A 22,352-nucleotide genomic window follows, 5' to 3' on the forward strand; every position below is an offset into this window, starting at 1 on the left:
ACGGCGGCGATGAATTCGTGATTGTCCTTCCACGGGCGAACGCGATAGAGGGCCGGGAAATCTGCGAGCGGCTTCGGCAGGAAATTGAGAACTTCGAGTTTCTTCGGATCGAGGGCCCCTACGGGCCCCCGCTCCGCATCGCCAATCTGATCACCGCATCTATCGGCGTGGCCAGCTATCACGAACACGTTCGCAAGCGATTCAGCATCGACCAGAACAAGGACGCATTTCTCAAGCTCGCCGACCGCGCGATGTATGCCGCGAAGGACGAGGGAAAGAACTGCGTCGTCATGGCTGAACGCGAGGCAGAGGATGAAGATGCCCCCAAACCGGTAGAGTAGCGATTCGGCGGGATCTCATCGGACAGAAATGAAAGGACCAGGCATTGCCTGGTCCTTTTTGTTTTACGGGTTGCTGGGCTCGTCCGGGGCCGGCGGTGGCAGGGGCAGGGCGTCCTCGAACTCGGGGAGATCCTCGATTTCGATTTCCTCGGGACGCATGCCTTCGTCGGTCGGTGTCTCGGGCACAACGGGCTCCTCGGCGCCCGGGGCGCCGGGCTCTGCGCCAGGCTCTGTTCCGGGCTCGGCGGGCGCTTCTTCCATCCCCGGCGGCGCGAACTCGTCGGGATACGGCGATTCTTCGCCAGAGGTGCCGGGCGCCCCGTAAATATCCTTTTCGGCTTTGATCGAGCCCTCGTCCAGGCAATTAAGTACGCGGGGATACACGTCCACCGATGCGTAGTCGTTGAGCAGCAGGCCCAGGTGACCATAATAGTCCTGGTGTCCGTTCATCTTGCCGAAGAGTTCCAGCGTATACCGGGACTTCTCCATCTCCTTGAGGGACTCCACCACGTTGGCCGGCTCGGCGATGTTGTCACGCCAACCCACGAAAATGCACAGTGGCTGATCGATTAATGGAATGTCTTCGTCGTAGTTGAAGGAATTGTCTTCGGTGGAATAGGCACGTTCCTCGGCAAACCAGTCGGCAAACTGACGAAGAATGTCTACGCGTACCGGCTCAAAGCCCGAATCGCCGAATTTCTCCACAAGATCAGGATCGAAGAAAAAATCATTGAAGAACAAAATGCTGTAGACGGTCTCGACGTTCTCCTCGAAGGGTGCGGGTAGATACATGCCGCGGCGAAGATCGACGTATTCCTCGCCCCATGCCTTGTCGCGGTGGAGGAAGAGGGAAGTGAGCGTATCGTTGGGCAGATGGAAGCGTGTAGGCGCGCTCATGGCGACGCCGACCGCAATCTTTCGACTGTAGACGTCGTTTTCCATCATGCCGTAAAGGAGCGTGCCGCCGGTCGAATGGCCGATGACGGCCACCTGCGTGGCACCCGTTTCAGCAAGCACGAAATCGATGGTTGCGTTAACGTCGGTGACGTAGTCTTCGAACAACCACTTGGGTAGCGGGCCCGGCTCGGCCTCTTCACCCTTTGAATTGCCGTGACCGCGAAGTTCCACGACCCAGACGTCGTAGAGATTCTCGGCGAGGTAGCGCGCCAGGGAGTGCTTTTTGTCAAAGTCCCAGACCAGGCGATTGAACCCTTCGCCGTGGACCAGGACGACGGGAAATACCTTGCCCAGCGCGCTGGGGGGCGGATAGTGATAGACCGCCAGATTCCATCCGTCGTTGGTGGGGACGCGCACGAGCGGCACGTCGCCGTAGCCGAAATCGGCGTAGGCATCTTCTTCGACATAGAAATCCGATTCACCGATGACTTCAGTTTCTTCGGGCGGGGTCTGATTCACATCGCCCGCGGTTTGCGGAGCGGCCGGATCCCCCGGAATGTCTTCGAGCAGGGATTCATCGACGGGCGGTGGCGGCGCGCTGCCCGCCTGCATCCAGGAAGGCCACCACGAGGGCATTCCCCAGCTTGCGCAGCTGCTGAGCAGCAGGCAGGCCAGGACGATCACGCCCGGGCGGAGATTTATTCGAAGCGCGCGCCGCATGGTCCTAGAGTTTCCCCCAAACATCGAAATTTTCGGTGCGCTCTTCGATCCACTCGAAGATGCGGGGGAAGACCTCTTCGTGGGCGTGAACGCCCAGCAGCAGTCCCAGGTGGCTGTAGTTGTCGAGGTGCCCGTAATCGCGACCGAAGATCATCAGGGTCTTGTCCTCGGCAGTGATGACCCGGTAGCCGTAATTGACCACGCCGGGCGGCGCAAAATTGTCGTGGGTGCCCGCAATCACCAGCACGGGAAGTCGGATGAGCGCGAGTTTGTTGCGATAAGAGAAGTTGAGATCCGCCGAGAGGAAGTCGTTGGCCTCCACCCAGTGCAGGGTCTGTTGCAATACCTTGGGGGAGATCACTTCCATGCCGCGCTGGGAAAGGCGCTTGATCCGGATCTTCGGGATCGGTGTTCCCGTGAGCATCAGGCGGCTGAAGAGCTCCCACGAATCGGTGCGCGAGGGCAGATGCACCAGGGACATGGGATCGAGGCCGTCCCAGTTCTGCTGGAGTGCCAGCAGCTCTTTCATCTCCGGCGAGTAATCGGCGGCGAACCCGGGCGGCGCGATGAGTACGGCGTTGGCAACTTCGTCGAAGAAATTTTCGGTTTCGAGATAGGCGTAGATGGCCATGGCGCCGATGCCGTGGCCGATCATCGTTACGTAGCGCGAATTGGTCTGACCCTGCACAAAGGTGACTGCCGCGGGCAGGTCTTTGTGTACGTAGTCGTCAAAATTCCAGTCGTAGGGGCGTTCGTTGTGCCACTCAGGCTTGCTCGACTCGCCGTGGCCGCGGAATTCCAGTGCCCACACGTCGAAGCCGAGCTGCGAGAAGAACTTGATGAACGAACGGCGTCCGCCCAGGTCCCACGCCCACTTGTTCATGCCCTCATCGTGGCAGAGGATCAGCGGGGGAAGGCCTTCGCGAATCTGATTGGGCTCGGTGCGGTGCAACGCCAGGCTGCGACCGTCCGTGGTCTGCGTGAAATAGACGCGCGGCTTCTTGGATGCATAGGGAAGCAGGCGTTCGAGATTGAGATTGGGGTTCATCACCTGCTTGCTGCAGGCGCTCATGGCAAAGACCAGCAGGAACCCCAACGCGACGGACGCACGGGCCCACAGCCGCGCAAAATTACGCGCGCGCTGCGCTCTTCTGTCAAGCTGTCGCTTCATACGACTAGTGCTGCTCCAGCCAGTTGAACACAACCGGGTAAATGTCTTCGCGGGCACGGTTTCCGATCACCACGCCCATGTGCCCGTAATCGCCGGTAAAGCCGTTGGCCTTGCCGGCAATGCGCATCACCTTTTCGATGGTGCCGATTTTTTCGTAGGTATCGCGCGTGACCAGCGGCGGACACAGTGCGTCGACGCTGCCGGATACGAGCAGGGTTGGCACGCGAATGCGATCGAGATTGTCGGCGTAATTGATGGCATTGTCGGCCGAGGTGAACTCGCCGTTTTCCATCCAGCCCACCATCTGGTTGAAGAGCGGCCCGGAGAGATTGGTCACCATGTTGTAGCCCGCCATGCTCATGGTGCGGGCGTCGATGACCTCGTTGTTCCAGATGATCGCGTCGAAACGCGTATCGAGCCAGCCCAGATTGTTGGCCATCGACTGCGCCATGAGCCGCGTATAGATCTTGGGCTGCCAGTCGACGGTTCCCTTAAACTGAAGCAGGAAATTGAGCGCCTGGCTCTTGAGCTTGAAGCTCGAGGGCGCGCTGAGCGCAACGAAAGTGCGGATGGCGTCGGTGTCGGGGTTCAGGCCCAGATAGGCGTAGCCGATCATTCCGCCCAGCGAGTGACCGATCCAGGAGATCTTTTCGTTGCGAGTTTCGAAGCGGATGTACTCGATGGCAGTGGGGGCATCGATCTCCACGAAGGTGTCAAAGTTGTAATTGGGCGGCGGGCCGATACCGTCGCGCGCCCAGTCGCCCATGTCGAAATAGGCAGGCGTCGTGCTCTCGCCGGCGCCGCGCAGTTCCAGCATCCAGACATCGTAGCCGCGCTCGTAGAGGTAGAGGGCCAGCGAACGGTCGCGGGCCAGATCGAAAGCAAAGCGGTTGGAGGCGAAGCCGGGCACCAGAAGCAGTGGCTCTTTTTCCGCGGAGATTTTTTCGGGTTTGTAGCGGTGAAGGGCCAGTTTCCAGTTGTCGGGGGTGGTGGCGAAGCGCACTTCGGTGGGCTCGGTCAGCGGGAAAAGCCAGAAACAGCCCTGCAGCCCCGTCACAACGGACAGCAAAAGCATGAAGCGAAGTATTTTCAGATACTGGCGCATGGGCTCAATGGTTTGACCGGCTGCGGGCGCGCAGACCACCCCACGCCCAATCGGTTAAAAAACGCCGCGAACGGCACGAAATTCCTGATTTGCCGGGGTTTGAGTGTAGCACGCACCAGCGGCGGGCAAGCGTAAACTTTTGTGTGGTATTTCGCGCACTTGCGGCGCTTTCCGGGCCGTCTCGGGATGTTCTGGGGTGCATGAATCAACCCGGATTTTCGAGGGCCTGGCGCCCGCGTTGGAGCGGGATCCAGCCCGCCGCAGCCGTCAGAATCACGGTTGCCCCCAGCGCCACCACGATGGCGTAGCGCTCGGTCATGCCCAGCACCTGCCCGGAGAGCTCGGCGCGCATGTAGAGGTAGACCGGCAGGGCCTCAATCACCAGAACGGCGCCCACGTAACACATGGAGAGCAGCATGTAGAGCACGCCGCCGTAGCTCATGGAGACCCGGGCCGCATTTTCATAGCGAAAATCGGGATACATGGCGCCAAGGCCCACTCCCATCGCGCCCACTCCCAGCGTCATCAGGATGACCGTGACGGCCGAGACCCAGGAAATGAATGCGTGGGCCTCGAGCAGCCAGGTCGAAGTGGCCGAAAGCAGGCCCGCCAGAAGAAGGAGCGGAATGAGATAGGTCCACAGCTTGGAGCGCAGAAACTCGCGCGCGGTGATCGGGCTGGAGCGGATGATCCATACCGCCTCGCCCTCCAGACTCACTGCCGGAAACACGAAGCGAAGGCACACCGATGCGAGGACGAAGCCCACCATGCCGATGTTCAAAAACGAAATGACGGACTTGAGTCCCTGCAGGTCGATGACCGCGTCAACGATGCCGCCCGAGAGATTGATGAGATAGATGTTCAGGATATAGACCGAGGTGATTGCGCCCACGAGTAGAAACTGCGACCACTGCGAAGTATCCCGGAAGAAGGTCAGCAGGTCCTTTTCGATCACGGGCCGGTGAACCCCGGGAATGATCGCGCCGATGGCGCGCGCGCTCATGCGGCAAAACCACTCGACCATGCGGCGCAGCGTCCGGGGAAGCACCTGCAGCGCGGCGATGCCGGCAAGACGCATCTTGAGCCGCTCGGTACCCGACTCGGGGAGTCCCTGCTCGATTTCCACGCGGCGCGCCTCCTGCGTGCGCGACCAGCCGGCATGATAGAAATGATGTGCCGTGCGTTCACAGATCACCACCAGCGCCGCTGCCGAACTGAGCAGCAGCACGCCGTACAGAATGAGCCGGTCGTTGGGGACCGACGCCATTCCCAGCATTTTACTGAACAGCTCGGTGAGCCAGGTGCTGGGCAGCAGGGGCGAGCCCGAGCGTTCGAGGTTGAGCACGTACTCAATCGCCGTGCGGCGATTGTTGGGGTTGACCAGCAATTCCGGGCGCAGGTAGCGCACGAAGAAGATGAAGCCGCTCAGCAGCACCAGCAGAATCAGAAAAAACAGATCGCGCAGCTTGCGGGCGGGAAAGACATTGGTGAGCGCCATGCTCAGCAAGACAGCCAGTGCCGTGGGAATAGAGAAGAAGGCAAGCAGCAACACCGGCGCCGCGGCGTAAAAGTGCCAGGGCGGCTCGAAGTACATCGCATAACCGAGCAGCACCGGCGTGAGAAAGATGAAGATCATCCAGGACGAACCGGCCAGGGTTTCCAGAAATTTTGAATAGAAAACCGACTCGCGCTTGACCGGCGTAGCGAAGACGAGATCCAGCTCGCGCGAGAGGAAATACACCGAGATCGCGACGATCACGTTGGAGTAGACCAGTACCGTCAGCGCCATGATGACGATCCAGCTCAGCACCTGTTTGCCGAACGCAGCAGCGGCGGTAGGGACGATGTGCTCCACACGCCAGAGGCCGCGCCAGACGCCGGCAAAGACGATCAGCCAGAAAAATGCACCCACTGCGCCGATGAACAGCGCGCGGGTGCGCGTCTGTCCGAAGCGGCGGAATCCGTTGCGGGCGCCCTGAATTTTCGGGCGAAGTAGCAGTGCGACCTGTTGCATACCGCCCCGGATCGTATCCGATCCCGGCGGCGTGGGCTATTGGGGACGCGGCCTTAGCCGGAGGCCGCAATTCTCGGGGAGACAGCGGAGAGAACAGAGATGGCCTGGTAGCCGATGCGGATGACGGCGTTGAGGTCGATGGGCTGACCGATGGCGTAGGATCCCGAGAGTCCGTCGATCACGGATTTTACGAGCTGCGCCAGCGTTGCGAGCTCTGGATCGATCTCGTCGAGCTTCATGGCGCTGAACAGCGGCATCGCATCGCCGCGTAGCGCGACGCCGATGGCGGCGACAATGGGGCGGTGGTAGTGCTCGACGAGCAGCGTGCGGATCTCTTCGTCGCGTACGGCGGCCTCGGTCATTACGAGCATGAACTTCGAGCTGCTTGGGCTCTTTTCGACAAAGCGGGCAAAGCGCTCGGCCACGCCCAGCAGGTCTTCGAGCCCCTGCGTGCGCGCAGTCCCGTCACCCAGCGCGATCTCCTGCACTTCTTCGAAATGGTGGCGGATGCAGTCGATGAACAGATCGCGCTTGCTCTCGTAGCGAAAGTAGATGGCGCCCTTGCTCAGGCCCGCACGCTCGGCAATGTCATTGATGCGCGCGGCTTCGTAGCCCTTTTCGATGAAAAGCGCTTCGGCTGCCTGCAGGATCTGTTCGCGCCGTTCCTCGTGGGAAAGGTGCCTGGTCACTTGGTATCCTCGCGGGTGAGAATGAACCACATGTCGTGCCACTTGCCCTGCTTGTGAACGCGGCCGATGCTCATGTGGGCGCTGATGCCCCACATCCAGTCGTGCGCTCCGCCATAGACGAAGCGTCCCAGGCGCGCGGCGGCGGGCAGAATCTTCGGCCAGCCGGGCATCTTCTGGGTGGGAGTCTTCGTGTAGTTGATGGCGAACTGCTTGAGCCCCTCGGGATTGTCGAGGACTTCACCCACGAAATAGCCCGGCCCAGTGAAGAGCTTGAAGGTCTGTTCGTTGTAGCCGGTGATCTCGTCGCCGATGCGGGCAAAGCGCTTCTGGAAGCGGTTGAAGGCCGGCGCGAAGTTGCGACCCTCGTGAATGACCTCGGTATTCACGCAGCCGTCTGGAACAAAGTAGGAGAGCTCGGTGGTGCGACCGTGGGCCATCTCGTAGAGCGCGCCCTGGAGCTTGCCGCCCACCGGGCCCATTTGGGCGACGCGCTCGGCGTGGCTCATGGCGTCGAGGGTTTTGGCGATCTCATCGATCGAGGCCTTTTCGCGTATTGCATCGGCCAGGGAAAATCGTGTATTCATGGGGCACCTCAAAAAAACCGGTTGGTCGGTTTGCAGACTCCCACATTCCCGGCCCCGCGTCAAGAGGTGGTTCGGGGTGCTCTGGAGGGTCCAGCCGGCGGGTTCTTCGCATCACCGGGGAGCCCCGAGGGACTGGTCCGGGGGCAAGCGATGGCTCACCATGGTGGGCACGCGAAAAGTCTGAGGAGGCGCAATGTTCGGATTCATTCTGGGCGCCCTGCTCGCCCTTGCGGCGGTGCGGGTCTTCGTTGGCTACGGCCGTTCCGGCGGATTTCGCTATCTCTCCGGCCGAGACGCCGCCGTGCTGGACGCCGTGGGTGAGGCCATGTTTCCCGCCGGCGGAGCCATCGCGGCCTCGGCTCGCGACGCAGGGCTGATCTCTTACATGGACGATTATTTTAGCTGGCACTCGCCGGCGAACCGTTTCCTGATGAAGCTGCTCTTCTTTTTGTTCGAGCACGCGACGCTCGTTTTCGGGCCGAGCCGCCGCCGGCTCTCCGCCCTCGATCCGCGCGCGCGTGAGGAATACCTGGCCGGGTGGGACGAGTCGCGTTTCTACCTGCGACGAATGGCCTTTCAGAGCCTGCGGGCGATGGTGACCATGGCGTACCTGGCATCGGCCGAGGTCGAAGCGCACCTGGGCGTCGCCCGCCCGCACGCCTGTCAGGAGAAAGCGCTGATCCAATGAGTGACATCGACGCGATCTACGAAGGCATTCGCGAATACGCCGACTATGCCGGACCCGTGCGCGAGTCCTGCGACGTGGTGATTGTGGGTTCGGGCCCCACCGGCGCGGTGGCGGCCTATAACCTAGCGGAAATGGGACTCGATGTGATCCTGCTCGAAGCCGGGCCCGTGCGCCGCCCGCGGGACTTCACCACCGACGGCGCGCGCACCCTGGCGGAGGTCTGCTACGAGGGCGGCCTGCGCGCCATGCAGGGCAAGACTTTTCTTCCCACCATGCAGGCGCGCGTGCTGGGAGGCGGCTCCCACATCAACTCGGCCATCTGCGTGCGCACGCCCCAGTTCTGTTTCGACGACTGGAAGCGCAGCTACGGCGTCGATACCATCAACCGTGAAGTTCTTGAGCCCCACTACGACCGCGTCGAGGATTTCCTTGGCGTCGAACCCACGCGCGAGGAATTCCTGGGCCGCAAGAACACGCTCTTTCGAGAGGCCTGCGACGCCATCGGAATCTCCAGCGAACCGATGCGCCGCAACGTGGTCGACTGCAACGGCTGCGCCGAGTGTTTTACCGGCTGCCCGGATCGCTCGAAGAAGAGCATGGAAGTGAGCTACATCCCGGCCGCCGTGAAGAAGGGCCTGCGGGTGATGACCAGCATCCAGGTTGAGCAGCTCCTCCACAACGGGCGCGCCGCGACCGGCATCAAGGGCAGCGTGGTGGAGCCAAAGACCAACCGCGCATCCTATCCGGTGGAGATCAAGGCGAAAGCGACGATCCTTGCGGCCGGATGCCTTGCGACACCGGTCATTCTGCAGAAGAGCAACGCGCCCGATCCGGCGCAGCTCATCGGCAGGGACCTGCAGGCCCACCCGGGCGCGGCGCTCATGGGTGTGTTTCCCGATCCGGTCGATCCCTGGTTTGGCGCGACGCAGGGCTACCAGTCGCTTGCAAGACTGGAACGCGGCTACAAGCTCGAAGTCCTCTGGGCCCCGCCGGCGCTGCTTGCCGTTCGCCTGCCGGGATTCGGTGCGGAGCTCAAGGAACACCTCAATCAGCTTCGCTACAGTGCATTCTGGGACGCCTTTTTTGCACTCAAACACTCGAAGGGTTCAGTGCGCGCCAAAAAGGGCAAGAGCATGAACCCGAGCGTGAAATATCACATCTCACCGGCCGACATGCCCCAGATCAAGGAAGGGCTCGTCACGCTTGCCGAGCTTTTCTTCGCCGCCGGTGCAACGAAAATCATTCCCGGAATCTACGGGGTGCCGCCGGTGATGGAAGCCAGGGACGGCGTCGATGTGCTGCGCAACGCAGATTTAAGACCCGAACACGTGGTACTCGCTGCCACGCATCTTTTCAGCTCGACGCGCATGGGTCCCGATGCGGGCAACAGCGTCGTGGACGAAGCCGGGCAGATGCACCAGCTCAAGGACTGCTACATCCTCGATACCGGAATCATGCCGCGAAGCCCCGCGGTCAATCCGATGCTCACTGGAATGGCAATGGCGGACCGGATGGCCCAGGAAATCGGGCGGCGCTATTCCTGATCGGAGGCCGCGCGTTTTTCGTTTTCTTCGACCATGGAGCGGATCACATAGCGCAGCCACGAGGAGCGGCCCGCGCCGCCAAAGAGCAGGCGGATGTCTTCGTAGAGCGCCTTGTCCTGAATGAGCGCACCGAGTGTGCCCTCACCCTCGCGCAGTGCGCGGCTGACCTGCGCGATGTCGGCGCTGGCGGTGCGCAGCTCGGCAACGGTCCTGGCCAGATCGGCGCCCATGACCTTTTCGCCCTCATCATAAAACATGCGGTGTGCCAGCCCGTCGCCCGTTTTCACCTGCGTCGTGATCGCCTGGAGATCGGCTGCCAGGCCGTCGAGCTTGATGATCGTCTCAGCCAGATCCTCGCCATAAACCAGCGTATGCAGACTCCCCTTGCCGGCGCGAACTTCCTTGAGAATGTCATCGAAGTAGAGCGATGCATCCGCCAGATGATCCGAAGCGCGGGCGAGATCCTTGAGAATCCCCTTGTGCGCGTCCTCATAAATGATCGCGTGGATGAAGCCTTTGCCGTCGCGGATTTCCTCGACGAGCGCGCGTGCCGCGTCGATTCCCCGTGAGAGATTTTCAGCAGTTTTGGGCTGAGCATAAAGCTCGACGGCTTCACTGATTTTGCCGCTGGCCTCGCGAATGTTGGTCATGATGTCTTCGAACTGGTCATAGACCTCGCCGATGTCGAAGGGGGCCTGGCCCTCGATGTATTGGGCTTCGCGAATGGTGCCGAGCTGCAGATTGCCCTGCAGAATCTCAATGTACTTGTCGCCCAGAAGGCCGAGCTGGCGGATCTGGGCCTTGGCGTCGCGACCGATGCGGTCGGCGGCGCTGGAACTGATTTCGATGGTGACGATGACGGGTTTTTCGGTCTGGGTCTCGGCGAAGCTGATGTTGTAGACCGAGCCGATGTCCACGCCGGCAAGACGCACGGGAGCGCCCTCGAGCAGGCCGCCGATGGAGGAAAAGCGGCTGCTGACCTGCACGCGGCGGGAAAAGGGTTCGCCCTTGCCGCCCACGAAGAGCAGGCCGATCGTGAAGACAGCGATGCCGCCCAGGACGAACACGCCGACGAGCAGGTTGTTGCGTGCTGTGTTCTTCGCCATTGCCCTTTGTTTCCCCTCGGCCATTGTGGCCCATCACGCCGCGTTTGTTGAACGCGCGCGGCAACTTCCTTAAATCGGCGCCGTCCCCTCGATGAACTGACGGACGATCAGCGGTCCGCTCTCGCGCAGCTCCTCGGGCGCTCCGACCGCCGCGATTTCCCCCTCCCAGATGAGGGCCGCCCGGTCACAGGCCCCGAATACCGTGGGCAGCTCGTGGGTGACGATGATGCTGGTGACGCCGATCTTTTCCTGCAATGAACGGATGAGCTCGTTGATGCGTCGGATGTTGGTGGGATCGAGCCCGGTGGTGGGCTCGTCGTAGAGGATCACCTTGGGCTCGGTCGCAATGGCGCGGGCCAGCGCCACGCGTTTCTTCATTCCGCCCGAGAGCTCGTCGGGCCACTTGTTCTCGATTCCCGGGAGTCCCACCAGTGAGAGTTTCTCGGCAACAATGTCGGGAATTTCGTGTTCATCGGCCAGGTGCTGCTCGCGAAGCGGATAGGCGATGTTGTCGAACACGCTGAGCGCGTCGAAGAGCGCGCCGCCCTGGAAGAGCATGTTCATGTCCCGGCGGATTACCGTCATCTCGCGCTCGCTCAGGTCGGTGAGGTCCTGCCCCTCGAACCAGATCTCTCCATCGGTGGAAGGGAGCAGTCCGATGAGGACCTTCAGGAGTACGCTTTTGCCGCAGCCCGAGGGCCCCAGAATCGAAATGGTCTCGCCGGGAATGATGTCGAGACTGATCGAGCGATGCACCAGCAGATCGCCGAGCTGCGTGCGCAAGTTTTTGAAAGAAATGATGGGCTCTGGCTTCTCACCCATGGCTCACCATCCCACCAGCAAAAAGAGCTTGGAGAGCAGAAAATCCGAGATGAGCACAAGCACCAGCGCAACCACTACCGTGGTTTTTGTCGCGCGGCCAAGACCCACAGTGCCGCCGCGGGTCTGCAGGCCTTCCTTGCAGGCGACGAGCCCGACAAAGGCGCCGAAGAAGATTGTCTTGCCCACGCCGCTGGCGACGTCGCGCACCTTCAGGCTGCGCAGCACGGATTCCATGAAGAAGCGCGAGCCGACGCCGGATTCAAGATACGAAATGAGCATGCCGCCCGCGACGCCGATCAGATCGGCAAGAATTGTGAGGATCGGAAAGACGATGATGCACGCGAGAACGCGTGGGACGACGAGGCGGCGGATCGGGTCCGAGCCCAGCGCGCGGAGTGCATCGATCTGCTCGGTCACTGCCATCGACCCAATTTCGGCGGTCATGCCGGCACCCACGCGGCCGCCTACCAGCAGGCTCACGAGTACGGGGGAGAGCTCGCGCACCAGTGCAAAGGCGACGATGATCCCGACGTAGGTCTTCGCGCCAAAGCGCGCCAGGCCGTAGGAGAGCTGGAGTGCGACCGCCATGCCGGTGAAGGCCGCCGTGATGAGCGCGACGAACAGGGACTTGGCGCCGATCTCGATGACCTGTTCGACAAACAGGTCCCAGTCGCGCCGGTCCCACTTGTGGAAGAGCCGCTGGAAAAAGCCGAGCGTGAGATAGGTGAACTCCGCGACATAGTCGGTGAGTGCGATGAAGCGGCTGCCGACGCCGCTCACGCCCGAGCGCACCGGGCGCACGACCGCATCCTCGACGAGTTCATTCAGCAAGACGGAATCCCTCCAGCAGACTGATGAAGGCGGGCCGCGCCTCGTCGAAATGTTCCGGCGGGGCGACGAGGGTGAAATCGAAAATGCAGCGATTCTTCTTGAGCACCCGCACCCAGATGTGCACGGGCACGCCGTCGAGCTTGGCGTCGGCTTCGAGATCAAGCGCCTCGCGCTCGGCGAACTGGATCGTCTTTTCCCGGAGAATTTCGCGATCGGTAAAGCCCCAGAGCAGATCACGCGCCAGGTTCTGCAGACGCGCCTCGCTGTAGCGGGCGCAGACTGAGCGAACGCTGATAAGCGCCTTGTGTTCCTTGGAGTAATAGGCGGCGTCGCCTTTTTCGCCCTCCTGGAACTCCCAGTTGCTGGGAAGCGGGCCGAGTTCGTAATTCACGCGCGGGCTTTCGAAGCGACGGCCCACCATGCGCCCGGGGGCCTCCTGCGCGCCTTCCCTGGGCGGAGAACCGATGAAGGTACGCACGAGATATTCTCCGCACCCGGACATGCCGAGGGCGGCGATCAGGGCGCCGAGGCTCAGAACTCGCTGAAGGTGTCTCCGAAGGTGCACAACCAAGAATTACACCGGGGCGGGGGCTCTGTAAATGCGTCTCTTGTTTCGCTCAGTTGGCCTGTGGGTCCCCGGCGAGTCGGGGATCGGCGCCCATCTCGGGATGGGTGTGGGCCAGCACTCCGGCCGAAACCAGCCGGAATCCCCTGGCTTCGACGCCGGGGATCTCCCGTTCGAGCACCTCGAGCGTCTCGGGGTGGGGGTGGCCGATGGCCACGGCCGAGCCCTGCTCGCGTGCAATACGCAGCAGGGCCTCGAACTGGCGGGAGACGAAGTCGACGGTTTGTTCGTGATCGAGAAACACGTCGCGCTGCACGGTGCGAAGTCCCATTTCTGCTGCAACCTGGAATCCCACGGCATCGGCGTGGGTGCGTGAATCGAGAAAATAGAACCCGCGCGAGAGCAGGGGCGCGAGTGCTGCGTGCATGAGCGGCGAATTCTGGGTGAAGGCCGATCCCATGTGGTTGTTCATCCCCGTAATGCCGGGAAAATGGGAGAGATTCTGCTCCACTTTTTCGGCGACCTTCTGGGGCTTCATGTCGAGGAACACACCGCCGGGACCCGGATCGATGTGCTTTGTACGGAAGCTATCGCTCCCCTTGAACAGGGGGACCTGCGCGGGAAGCGGCTCCATGGGCTGGTGGAGAATGAGTTCGCGCCCGTCCCGGATCACCAGCGCGGCGGCTTCGTCGCTGAACTTGCGCCCGGGCAGGACCGCGAAGGTCATTGGAACCTGGAGAGCGAGCAGCCGCTCCACAGCGGCCAAGTCATAACCCAGATCGTCGATCACAATGGCGACAAGGGGAACGTCGGATTTCGGAAACGCTTCGGCCGGCGGCGCGGAATCCGCCGGACTCGACGGGGCGATGTCGGGCAAGCGGGCTTCCTCATAGACCGGCGGCGAAGAAAGCACGCGGGCCTTGAGCCGGTAGTACCCGCGTTGCAGTCGCGGGTGGGAAATTGCCAGCAGGGCAAGCCCCACCGTCGCGATGAGCAACGGCCCCAGCAGCAGCCACGTCGGCAGGCTGGGCGGGTGCTGCGACCCGGGTGAGTCTGTGGGTTCCCCGCTCAAAGCAATCAGTCGTCTCCGCGCCTTCTCCGGCGCTCCTTACTGGGCAGCGGCGCCCTCTGTGGCCGCGCGCTTGCGGTGGGCCTTGTCGAAGATGGCATAGCTCTCTACGAGCTGCAGGGCCCGGGTGAGCTGGATGTCGGCCAGCCACCAGGCCTGTTCGGCCTCGCCCTTGTCCTGCTCGCCGGACTGCCCGTTCTGGAGGTGGCCGCGCAGGTCGGCTTCGCGCCGGCGGCGACTCTCCTTCATCAGCGCCGACTCGGCCTTGCCCACCAGGAAGTCGGGCTCAATCCCGCGCGCCTGAATCAGGCGTCCATTGGGCGTGTAATAGAAGGCCGTTGTCAGGCGCAGGGCCGAGCCGTCGTCGAGTTTGATGATCGTCTGCACCGAGCCCTTGCCGAAGGTGGGCTCGCCCACCAGCACGGCGCGGCCATGGTCCTGCAAGGCGCCCGCGACGATTTCGGAGGCCGAGGCACTGCCACCGTCGACGAGCACGACCAGCGGATATTCGCGCGGCGTCTTGTTGGGCGTCGCGGCGAACTGCTGGCGCTGGGATGCGTCCCGTCCCTTGGTGGAGACGACAATGCCCGAGTTGAGGAAGGTATCGCTGACCGAGACGGCCTGATCGAGGAGGCCGCCCGGATTCTGGCGCAGATCCATGACCACGCCCGAGAGCGGGCCCTTGTTCTCTTCGCTCAGCTTGTCGAGCGCCTTTTCGAGCTGGCTCGTCGTGTCTTCCTGGAAAACGGAGATGCGCACGTAACCGTAGCCAGGGTCGAGCATCTTGGAGCGCACGCTCTTTACGCGAATGACTTCGCGGGTGAGGGTGAACTCTTTGGGATCATCCCAGCCCTCGCGCAGCACTTCGATGGTGACGTCGGTTCCGGGGTCGCCCTTGAGAAGCTCGACTGCCTCGTCGAGTCGAAGCTGATCGGTCGAGGTGTCCTCGATCGTGACGATGAGGTCGCCGGGCTCCAGTCCCGCGCGGGAGGCGGGCGTATCCTCGATCGGGGTCACGATCATGAGGACGCCGCCGCGCTGGGTGACTTCCATTCCGAGGCCGCCGAACTTGCCGCTGGTGGATTCCGAGAAGGCCTGGAATTCTTCACTCGTGATGTAGGAGCTGTGGGGGTCGAGGTGTTCGAGCATCCCGCGAATGGCGTTGTCGACGAGTTCATCGAAAGGAACGGGCTCTACATAACCATCGCGCACGACTTTGAAGGCCTTCGAGAGAATGCGCAGGCGCTCGTAGGTCTCATCATCGGCTGCCGCCGCGACCGTTCGGGCAAACAGGGCCAGACCGAGGAGGCCGGCCACGAGGAACCATCGACGGCGAGGACTGTTCTGGTTGGATTTCATCTTCACTTCCTTGCCCGTGCGCATCCAGAGCCGAAACGCATCGTGTCGGGGTTGCGGCAGTCTACTCCATCAGCAGCCAGCCGGAAGGGTCGAGGGCCTGTCCTTTTTCGCGGATCTCGAAGTAGCAGGACGGGCCTTTCAGAGAGCCGGAATCGCCCACCGTGGCGACGATCTCTCGGGCTTCGACGGGATCACCCACCTGCTTCTTCAGGTCCCGGCAATGGGCATACAGCGTATAAAAATTGTCGCCATGGTCGATGATCAGCAGGTTGCCATAGCCCTTGAACCGGTCGGCGAAAATCACAACGCCGCCGAAGACTGCTTCGATGTCGGCGCCGGGCTTGGCGGCGAACTCTACCCCGTTGTTGAAGGTCACCGTGCCGAAGCGTTCGTTGATGTTTTTGCCAAAACGTGCGAGCACCTTGCCCGGCACCGGCGGGATCAGGCTGCCGCGATAATCGGCGAACTGCAGCGAACCGGCCTTGTTCTGGAGGAGCGCCTGACTGCGAATGCGCTTGCTGATGGTTTCGAGAAGAAGCTCCAGCCTGCGTGATTGCTCGTCGAGTTCGGAGACCACCTGCTCGTAGTTGGCCTTTTCGCGCTGCACGGAGCGGACGATTTTCAGGCGGTTGTCGCGCTCGACAAGTGCCGCATCCCGATTCTTCTTGAGCGCCTGCTGCTTGTCTTCGAGTTCGATGCGCTGCTCGTCAAGTTCGGTTTCGAGCCGCGAGAGATCGGCGAGCAGGGCCTTGTATTGTTCGACCCTTTCTGCGTCCTGTTCGAGGATCAGGCCCAGTGAGTGCCGTTGGCGTTGCAGGTCGGAAATGCTCGCGGAGCTGAGCAACACACGCAGCGAGCCGGTGGGTCCGAGCTTGTAGAGTCCGACCAGACGCTTGGCGAGCGCTGCGCGTTCGAGTTCGAGTTCTTCTTTTTTGACCTCGATGGCCCGTTTATTGGCAGCGATGTCTTTTTTGAGTTTCTTGATGCGCGCCGAGAGCTTGCGCTCGGCGCGTTGCAGGCGTGCCAGCTCGCGTTCGGTGCCTTCGAGCAGATCGAGCACGCTTTTTTCTTTTTTGGCGACCTGCTCGAGACGTTCCTGCTCACCGGCGAGAAGGTTGCGCAGCTCGGTGAGTTCCTTGCGGCGCTCACTGGCCTGTTCCTGCAGGTCATTCACGCCGGAGGGATTGCCCTGCGCGTGCGCAACCAGGGGCACAAGCACGAGCGCCAGTGCCGCGCAACAGATTCCCCGGCGAAGGGCGCGCACCAGTCTAGACCTCCAGGTGGCGACCGGTGGCCACGAAGCTGGCGATCAGGCCGAGCCCCAGGCTGCCGCCCACGAGCATGGCAATCTGCGTCGTGCCCAGGAACACCGGATCGAAAACGCCGAAAAACCCGGCAAGGCTCTGCGCGAAGTGGACGAAGACCGTTGCGTGAAGTCCGTACAAAAGTCCTAGCGCGAGCATCGATGCGACGAGTCCCTGGAAAAGTCCTTCCAGCAGGAACGGCGTGCGCACGAAGTGGTCGGTCGCGCCCACGAGTTTGAGAATTTCGATCTCGTCCTTGCGCGCGTAGACGGTGAGCATGATGAGGTTGGAAACAGAACTCCAGCCCACGAAGATTAAGATGACACCAATGCCAAGTCCCAGTGTGGAAACCAGATCGAGGAAGGTGCGGTAGCGCTCCACCCATTCCTGACCGAACTGGACTTCGCGCACGCCGTCAATTGCGCCGATCTGGGCGGCGAGCGCCGTGACTTCGGGCGCGGTGCGCCGCTCGGGTGGAAGCCGGATCTCGATGGAGGCAGGCAGCGGGTTGCCTTCGAGCCCGTCGAGAATGCCGACGAGGCCTCCCAGATCCTGTCGGAAGCGCCGCATCGCAAGTGCTTCGGAGACGTAGGTCGTGCGCTCGACTTCGGGAAGTTTCTCGAGGTTCTGCGCCAGCTCCACGCGCTTGTCTTCGGGCAGCTTGGGATCGAGATAGGCGGTAACCTGCAGGTCCTCGCCCCATTTGGTGAGCAGCACTTCGAGGTTGCGCGAGAGCATGGCGAAGACGCCAAGAACGACGAGCATGAGCGCAAAGCCCGTGACGATACGCAGATTGAGCGCCCATTCTTCTCGAATGTTGCGCAGCGTGCGGAAGAGAAAGTAGAGGAGCGCGCGCATCAGCGGGTGTCCTCCACAGGATCGGCACCAACGACGATGCGCCCGTTTTTCAGGCCGATCACGCGCTTGTTCATCGACTTGATGAGCGCCCGGTCATGCGATGCGATGACGACAGTGGTGCCGCGCGCGTTCACTTCGCGAAAGAGCTTGAAGATTTCCACCGTGATCTCGGGATCGAGATTACCGGTGGGCTCGTCGGCCAGCAGTAACACGGGATCGGTGATCAGCGCGCGCGCGATGGCGACGCGCTGCTGCTCACCACCGGAGAGGCGTGGCGGGTAGGAATCAAGCCGGTGTTGCAGGTGCACCTGCTTGAGCATCTTGAGCACGCGTGGCCGGATCTCTTTGGCCGAGTGTCCGAGCACTTCGAGTGCCACGGCAACGTTCTCATAGATCGTCCGGTTGTCGATGAGCTTGAAGTCCTGGAACACCACGCCGATGTGGCGGCGCAGGTAGGGGATGTTGCGCTGGTTGAGGCGCGCCAGGTTGATGTTGTTGAGAATGATCTGGCCCTTCGTCGCCTTTTCAGCAGCGAAAAGCAGGCGCATCAGTGTCGTCTTGCCCGCGCCCGAAGGGCCGGTAATGAAGCAGAATTCGCCCTTCTTGATGCGCAGATTCACATCGGTAAGGGCTTCCACGTCGCGCTGATAGCGCTTGTGCACGTGGAATAACTGAACCATGTCGGCGCCGCGGTCTAATGCCATCGGAATTCTCGACAAACGCTAGAAAAAGTAGCGGAAGCCCCCGGTCATCTGTCCCTGCACCACCGAATCGCGGTGCGGGTCCTTGTCGTCGAAATCGAGATAAAGCACGCCGCCTTCGAAAAAGAGCACCGCGTGGCGGCCCATGTCGAGGTTCAGTCCCCACAGGAAGTTGGCCTGCAGGAACTCCGTCCCGTCGTTTTTGTCGAAGAGCGCGCCCACGCCCACATCTCCCGCGATGTAGGGCTCGAGCCAGAGGTCGGGGATCTCGCCGTTGTAGAACTTGAAGGGATGGAGCACCAGGCCGGCGGTGAAGCTCCACGCGTCGTCGGGCCGTCCGCGGGGAATCGGCGGCGGATCCAGCACACCGAAATACTGGTTGCGAAGGCGAAGCGTGATGACGTCTTTGACCCGCATCCCGATTCCAAAACCGCCGTGGGCGGAGTTGAAGAATTCCTTGTTGGCCCAGCCGGCAAAGAACTCAGGGCCGAATTCCACGGTGCGGTCGACGTCGTCGATTTTTTCACCCGACTGGGCAAACGCAGACCGGGGAGAGAGCGCGGCTGCAACGAAAATCGTGGCAAGGATGAGAGCAAGCGCAAGGCTGCGAGCGAGGGGGGTGCTCATTGGTGGTGCAGTCTTTCAGGTCCAACCGGCGCACTGCTTCGCCGATTCTGGATCCGTGTCTGCCCTCACCGGATACCAAAAGACGCTGGGCGTTTAACCGCCCGTCCGAATGACAACCCTGCGCGCGACGCTACTTTTCGTCCTGCGCAAGGTAGGAAAGAATCACTTCGTCGAGGCTGCGGTCGCTGATGAGATCGCCGCCAAAGGGGCTCTCCACATCGTCGCCCTTGTCGATATCGATGGTCTTGGCCTCGGGGGGCGCGGGCGTCGGTGCCGGTGCTTCGGGTACCTGACTGGCCTCCATGCCCTTGGCCTTGTCGAAGAGTCCGCCCTTGAGGTCGCGCAGCATCTGCTTGTGCTGCTCCTGCATGAGCTCGCGAACCACTTCGTTGAGGTTTTCGTTCTTGACGATGTCGGCGTACGAAGTCTTGCGCCGGGCAAGGATGTTTCCACCCTTATAGAGCAACGTGATGATGTGCGGATTCTCCACACCCGAATCCTCGGTCTGGATGTGGTAGATCTCCTCGTGGTACTTGATGTTGTGGTTGTACCCAGGCAGCATGGCTGCTCAATCTCCGACGTGAAATGCACGCACGCGCACTGTGGCCGTTCAGGTGCGCTCGGCCAAGTGCCTCAAATCATAAAGGAAAACTATAACCGGAGCGAGGCGGGTTCTACAAACCCGCCGGTTGATTGCGTGCACGGGCCGAGAGCAGGGCATCGAGCAGCACGCAGGCGACCATGGCTTCGGCGACGGGAATGGCCCGGGGCAGCACGCAGGGGTCGTGGCGGCCTTCCACCTTGATGGTGGCAGCCTCGCCGCTGCGCGTCACAGTGGCCTGATCCTGGGCAATGCTGGCCGTGGGCTTGATCGCCACGCGGCAGACGATGTCCTGGCCGCTGCTGATTCCGCCCAACACGCCGCCGGCATGGTTGCTGCGGAATTTCACGCCCCCCTTGCCGTCGGGTTCCATTTCGTCGTTGTGCTCGCTGCCGCGCATGGTGACGCAGTCGAAACCGCTGCCGATCTCCACGCCCTTGGCGGCGTTGAGGTTCATCAGGGCCTCGGCGAGCTTCGAATCCAGCCGCGCGTAGACCGGATCACCCAGGCCCACGGGGACCCCGAGAGCCACGACTTCGAGCACGCCGCCGATCGAGTCTGTTTCCTTGCGGACCTTCTCGATGAGCGCGACCATCTTTTCGGCAGCCGCCGCGTCGGCGCAGCGCACGGGGTTCTGCTCAATCACGTCGAAATCGGTTGTTTCGGCCACCACCTCGCCGACCTGCCTGGTGTAGGCGACGACCCTTACGCCCAGGGGGGCGAGAATCTTCATGGCCAGGGTGCCGGCCACCACGCGGCCGATCATTTCGCGCGCACTGGAGCGCCCGCCGCCGCGGTGATCGCGGATGCCGTATTTCTTGTCGTAGACGTAGTCGGCGTGGCCGGGGCGCCACTTGTCCTCGATCTCGTCGTACTTGGTGCTCTGGGCGTCCTTGTTCCAGACCATGACGGAAATCGGATGGCCGGTGGTCTTGCCGCGAAACACGCCCGAGAGGATCTGGCAGGTATCGGATTCCTGGCGCTGGGTGACGACCTTGCTCTGGCCCGGACGGCGGCGGTCGAGCTGAACCTGCAGCTCTTCCTCGGAGATATCGATCCCCGCCGGACAGCCGTCGATGACCACGCCCACGGCGGGTCCATGGGACTCGCCCCAGGTGGTGAAGCGGTAGAGTTGTCCGAAAGTGTTCACGCGAGCCTCGGCTCCCTTGCCGTGCGCCGCGGGGCGCAGGAGAGGGATACTAGACCGAACCGGGCGTGCGAGAAAGTCTCAGCTTGCCGGGCCTGATTCAAAGGGAGGCTCGCCCGCCGCCTCAAAGAGGTAGTGGGTGCCATCGAAGTTGCGGGCTACCGCGCCCAGCTCTTCGAGCACCTCGAGATTGCCCAGCACCTCGCAGGCGATGAGGAAGCCCTTGATGGGCGGGACCTTCGGGAAGAGAAGCTGGCCCAGGCTACTGACGTTCTGGGGGCCGTTTTCCTTGAGGAGATTCCACATCTTGAGTTGGCGCTTGTCGAAAAAGCGCATGAGGCTCTCGATCACCCGCTGGTGCCCGACAAAGGGAGCGCCGTGCCCTGGCAGTACGCAGTCGAAGCTCATCTCGCCCACGCGGCGCACCTGTTCGTAGTAACTGACCAGCGAGCGGAACTTGCTTTCGAAATCCGCCTCACCCTCTTCGCCCAGGTCCAGTACCGGGCTGGGGCTGGTTTCCTGAAGCAGGTGGTCGTTGGAGAAAAGAAAGCGGCGCTCGGGCTCATGCAGGCAGATCAGCCCGTAGGTGTGTCCGGGGTTGTGCATCACTTCCAGGCCGAAATCCTCGAATTCGACCCGGTCGCCCTCGGCCAGGGTCTCGAATTCTTCAAAGGGAGGGGCGATTCCCTTCACCATCTCGTGCATGCCCACCATGGTGGCGATGATCTGTTGGCCAAGGCCCAGCCGGGCGAAAAACTCCCGGTAGAGCGGGCCCATACGCTTGAGCCGCTCCTCGCGGCCCATGTCGAAGGCCTTGGCCTCTTTTTCCCCGACATAAATGGTCGCGCCCGAGAGCTTCTGCAGGCGCTTGGCAAAGCCCATGTGGTCGGGATGGGCGTGGGTGATGACAATGCGCTCGATCTGCTCGGGGCGGTATCCCAGTGCGTCGAGCTGGGTGTTGAAGGCTTTCCAGGAGTTGGGCATGTCCACGCCGCAGTCGACCATGGTGAGCGGCCCACCTTCCACGAGGTAGCTGTTTACCGTGGCGACTTCGTCAAAGGGAGTCGGTGTCTGGATCGGATGCACGCCGCGGGGGGCGTCGGTCATCTGCGCGCGCGGATACTGGGAGCCGTGGGGGAATTCCATCGCTGGGGGTCCTGTCGCTGGGCGGGTCGCCGCGAAGCTCCAACTATCGGAGGCAGTCTCGTCGGCGCCGGCGTTGATCAAACGACGGTTCGTCTGGAATTCATTGTGTTGACTCGCGAGTCAATTAGTCAAGAATTTGCTGAACGCAGCTCAGATCAGCCGCCTCCCACGAAGCGAACGATCTCGATCGCTGCGCCTTCCCGGACAGTGGTTTCGTCCCAGGCGCCGCGGGGGACGACCTGACGGTTCATCTCGACAGCGACCTGTTCGGGCTCGATTTTCAGATGCTCCAGGAGCCCTGCAATTGTAAATTCTTCAGTAATTTCAGTTGGTTCACCGTTAATCTGAATCTGCACAATTGCCGCCTTTCGCGGGAAAATTCACCGCACCAAAACCGGTTGACACGCCGCAGCGTGATCGGTTAGACACTGAATGAGCATTCATTCAGGCGGACCGCCCCGCC

The 22,352-nt window shown here is 61.9% G+C and carries 23 protein-coding genes; 3 read left to right on the forward strand and 20 right to left on the reverse strand.

Annotated features, from left to right (window positions below; all coding sequences use genetic code 11):
* The coding region (locus tag KDH09_08510; protein MCB0219720.1) for a GGDEF domain-containing protein at positions 1–341 on the forward strand (341 nt) is incomplete at its 5' end.
* A gap of 63 nt (positions 342–404) precedes the next feature.
* Here the strand turns inward: KDH09_08510 and KDH09_08515 are convergent.
* The 6 genes from KDH09_08515 to KDH09_08540 all read right to left on the reverse strand — a co-directional run bounded on the left by KDH09_08515 (position 405) and on the right by KDH09_08540 (position 7,521).
* The gene (locus KDH09_08515) at positions 405–1,958 is read right to left on the reverse strand and encodes an alpha/beta fold hydrolase (GenBank protein MCB0219721.1); all 1,554 of its coding nucleotides are present in this window, start codon (positions 1,956–1,958) and stop codon (positions 405–407) included.
* 4 nt (positions 1,959–1,962) lie between these two features.
* On the reverse strand, positions 1,963–3,129 hold the full coding sequence (locus KDH09_08520) for an alpha/beta fold hydrolase (GenBank protein ID MCB0219722.1): 1,167 nt from the start codon (positions 3,127–3,129) through the stop codon (positions 1,963–1,965).
* A 4-nt stretch (positions 3,130–3,133) separates the two neighbouring features.
* Positions 3,134–4,204, reverse strand: coding sequence for an alpha/beta fold hydrolase (locus KDH09_08525; GenBank protein MCB0219723.1), 1,071 nt, complete (start codon positions 4,202–4,204; stop codon positions 3,134–3,136).
* 235 nt (positions 4,205–4,439) lie between these two features.
* Positions 4,440–6,248, reverse strand: coding sequence for a hypothetical protein (locus KDH09_08530; GenBank protein ID MCB0219724.1), 1,809 nt, complete (start codon positions 6,246–6,248; stop codon positions 4,440–4,442).
* Between the two features lie 53 nt (positions 6,249–6,301).
* Positions 6,302–6,937, reverse strand: coding sequence for a TetR/AcrR family transcriptional regulator (locus tag KDH09_08535; protein MCB0219725.1), 636 nt, complete (start codon positions 6,935–6,937; stop codon positions 6,302–6,304).
* Positions 6,934–7,521: a hypothetical protein gene (locus KDH09_08540; GenBank protein ID MCB0219726.1), complete on the reverse strand. Its 588-nt coding sequence runs from the start codon at positions 7,519–7,521 to the stop codon at positions 6,934–6,936. Before KDH09_08540 ends, KDH09_08535 begins: the two co-directional genes overlap by 4 nt.
* Positions 7,522–7,714: 193 nt before the next feature.
* Here KDH09_08540 and KDH09_08545 point away from each other — a divergent pair, with 193 nt between their 5' ends.
* A complete protein-coding gene (locus tag KDH09_08545; protein ID MCB0219727.1) occupies positions 7,715–8,209 on the forward strand; it encodes a hypothetical protein in 495 nt (164 codons plus the stop codon).
* Positions 8,206–9,753 carry a GMC family oxidoreductase gene (locus KDH09_08550; GenBank protein ID MCB0219728.1) on the forward strand — a complete coding sequence of 516 codons (1,548 nt, stop codon included), beginning with the start codon at positions 8,206–8,208 and terminating at the stop codon, positions 9,751–9,753. The genes KDH09_08545 and KDH09_08550 overlap by 4 nt, the downstream gene beginning before the upstream one ends.
* Here the strand turns inward: KDH09_08550 and KDH09_08555 are convergent.
* The 14 genes from KDH09_08555 to thiS form a co-directional block, all read right to left on the reverse strand.
* Positions 9,744–10,859 (reverse strand): MCE family protein, encoded by a 1,116-nt coding sequence (locus KDH09_08555; protein ID MCB0219729.1) that lies wholly within the window; start codon positions 10,857–10,859, stop codon positions 9,744–9,746. The two genes, KDH09_08550 and KDH09_08555, sit on opposite strands and share 10 nt — an antisense overlap.
* Positions 10,860–10,928: 69 nt before the next feature.
* Positions 10,929–11,681: an ABC transporter ATP-binding protein gene (locus tag KDH09_08560; GenBank protein ID MCB0219730.1), complete on the reverse strand. Its 753-nt coding sequence runs from the start codon at positions 11,679–11,681 to the stop codon at positions 10,929–10,931.
* Positions 11,682–11,684: 3 nt separating this feature from the next.
* Positions 11,685–12,512 (reverse strand): ABC transporter permease, encoded by an 828-nt coding sequence (locus KDH09_08565; protein ID MCB0219731.1) that lies wholly within the window; start codon positions 12,510–12,512, stop codon positions 11,685–11,687.
* Positions 12,502–12,990 (reverse strand): hypothetical protein, encoded by a 489-nt coding sequence (locus KDH09_08570; GenBank protein MCB0219732.1) that lies wholly within the window; start codon positions 12,988–12,990, stop codon positions 12,502–12,504. The genes KDH09_08565 and KDH09_08570 overlap by 11 nt, the downstream gene beginning before the upstream one ends.
* A 139-nt stretch (positions 12,991–13,129) precedes the next feature.
* The gene (locus KDH09_08575; GenBank protein ID MCB0219733.1) at positions 13,130–14,149 is read right to left on the reverse strand and encodes a divergent polysaccharide deacetylase family protein; all 1,020 of its coding nucleotides are present in this window, start codon (positions 14,147–14,149) and stop codon (positions 13,130–13,132) included.
* Between the two features lie 36 nt (positions 14,150–14,185).
* On the reverse strand, positions 14,186–15,505 hold the full coding sequence (locus KDH09_08580; GenBank protein ID MCB0219734.1) for a S41 family peptidase: 1,320 nt from the start codon (positions 15,503–15,505) through the stop codon (positions 14,186–14,188).
* 61 nt (positions 15,506–15,566) lie between these two features.
* Positions 15,567–16,769, reverse strand: a complete 1,203-nt coding sequence (locus tag KDH09_08585) for a peptidoglycan DD-metalloendopeptidase family protein (GenBank protein ID MCB0219735.1) — start codon at positions 16,767–16,769, stop codon at positions 15,567–15,569.
* A 4-nt stretch (positions 16,770–16,773) separates the two neighbouring features.
* Complete coding sequence (locus tag KDH09_08590; protein MCB0219736.1) at positions 16,774–17,667, reverse strand: ABC transporter permease; 894 nt, start codon at positions 17,665–17,667, stop codon at positions 16,774–16,776.
* Positions 17,667–18,347, reverse strand: coding sequence for a cell division ATP-binding protein FtsE (ftsE, locus tag KDH09_08595; GenBank protein MCB0219737.1), 681 nt, complete (start codon positions 18,345–18,347; stop codon positions 17,667–17,669). The genes KDH09_08590 and ftsE overlap by 1 nt, the downstream gene beginning before the upstream one ends.
* A gap of 42 nt (positions 18,348–18,389) precedes the next feature.
* Positions 18,390–18,995: a hypothetical protein gene (locus KDH09_08600; GenBank protein MCB0219738.1), complete on the reverse strand. Its 606-nt coding sequence runs from the start codon at positions 18,993–18,995 to the stop codon at positions 18,390–18,392.
* 130 nt (positions 18,996–19,125) lie between these two features.
* Positions 19,126–19,557: a hypothetical protein gene (locus KDH09_08605; protein MCB0219739.1), complete on the reverse strand. Its 432-nt coding sequence runs from the start codon at positions 19,555–19,557 to the stop codon at positions 19,126–19,128.
* 112 nt (positions 19,558–19,669) lie between these two features.
* Positions 19,670–20,746, reverse strand: coding sequence for a chorismate synthase (gene aroC, locus KDH09_08610; GenBank protein MCB0219740.1), 1,077 nt, complete (start codon positions 20,744–20,746; stop codon positions 19,670–19,672).
* Positions 20,747–20,824: 78 nt separating this feature from the next.
* Complete coding sequence (locus KDH09_08615; GenBank protein ID MCB0219741.1) at positions 20,825–21,889, reverse strand: MBL fold metallo-hydrolase; 1,065 nt, start codon at positions 21,887–21,889, stop codon at positions 20,825–20,827.
* A 155-nt stretch (positions 21,890–22,044) separates the two neighbouring features.
* Positions 22,045–22,245 carry a sulfur carrier protein ThiS gene (gene thiS, locus KDH09_08620; protein MCB0219742.1) on the reverse strand — a complete coding sequence of 67 codons (201 nt, stop codon included), beginning with the start codon at positions 22,243–22,245 and terminating at the stop codon, positions 22,045–22,047.
* Positions 22,246–22,352 lie beyond the last annotated feature (107 nt).

The sequence above is a fragment of the Chrysiogenia bacterium genome, from assembly GCA_020434085.1.
Lineage (GTDB): Bacteria > JAGRBM01 > JAGRBM01 > JAGRBM01 > JAGRBM01 > JAGRBM01.

Bases quoted from the DNA above. Each gene is read 5' to 3' on its own strand.
- KDH09_08515 (MCB0219721.1), bottom strand. From the start codon at position 1,958: ATGCGGCGCGCGCTTCGAATAAATCTCCGCCCGGGCGTGATCGTCCTG.
- KDH09_08520 (MCB0219722.1), bottom strand. From the start codon at position 3,129: ATGAAGCGACAGCTTGACAGAAGAGCGCAGCGCGCGCGTAATTTTGCG.
- KDH09_08525 (MCB0219723.1), bottom strand. From the start codon at position 4,204: ATGCTTTTGCTGTCCGTTGTGACGGGGCTGCAGGGCTGTTTCTGGCTT.
- KDH09_08530 (MCB0219724.1), bottom strand. From the start codon at position 6,248: ATGCAACAGGTCGCACTGCTACTTCGCCCGAAAATTCAGGGCGCCCGC.
- KDH09_08540 (MCB0219726.1), bottom strand. From the start codon at position 7,521: ATGAATACACGATTTTCCCTGGCCGATGCAATACGCGAAAAGGCCTCG.
- KDH09_08545 (MCB0219727.1), top strand. From the start codon at position 7,715: ATGTTCGGATTCATTCTGGGCGCCCTGCTCGCCCTTGCGGCGGTGCGG.
- KDH09_08550 (MCB0219728.1), top strand. From the start codon at position 8,206: ATGAGTGACATCGACGCGATCTACGAAGGCATTCGCGAATACGCCGAC.
- KDH09_08555 (MCB0219729.1), bottom strand. From the start codon at position 10,859: ATGGCGAAGAACACAGCACGCAACAACCTGCTCGTCGGCGTGTTCGTC.
- KDH09_08560 (MCB0219730.1), bottom strand. From the start codon at position 11,681: ATGGGTGAGAAGCCAGAGCCCATCATTTCTTTCAAAAACTTGCGCACG.
- KDH09_08580 (MCB0219734.1), bottom strand. From the start codon at position 15,505: ATGAAATCCAACCAGAACAGTCCTCGCCGTCGATGGTTCCTCGTGGCC.
- KDH09_08590 (MCB0219736.1), bottom strand. From the start codon at position 17,667: ATGCGCGCGCTCCTCTACTTTCTCTTCCGCACGCTGCGCAACATTCGA.
- ftsE (MCB0219737.1), bottom strand. From the start codon at position 18,347: ATGGTTCAGTTATTCCACGTGCACAAGCGCTATCAGCGCGACGTGGAA.
- KDH09_08600 (MCB0219738.1), bottom strand. From the start codon at position 18,995: ATGAGCACCCCCCTCGCTCGCAGCCTTGCGCTTGCTCTCATCCTTGCC.
- KDH09_08605 (MCB0219739.1), bottom strand. From the start codon at position 19,557: ATGCTGCCTGGGTACAACCACAACATCAAGTACCACGAGGAGATCTAC.
- KDH09_08615 (MCB0219741.1), bottom strand. From the start codon at position 21,889: ATGGAATTCCCCCACGGCTCCCAGTATCCGCGCGCGCAGATGACCGAC.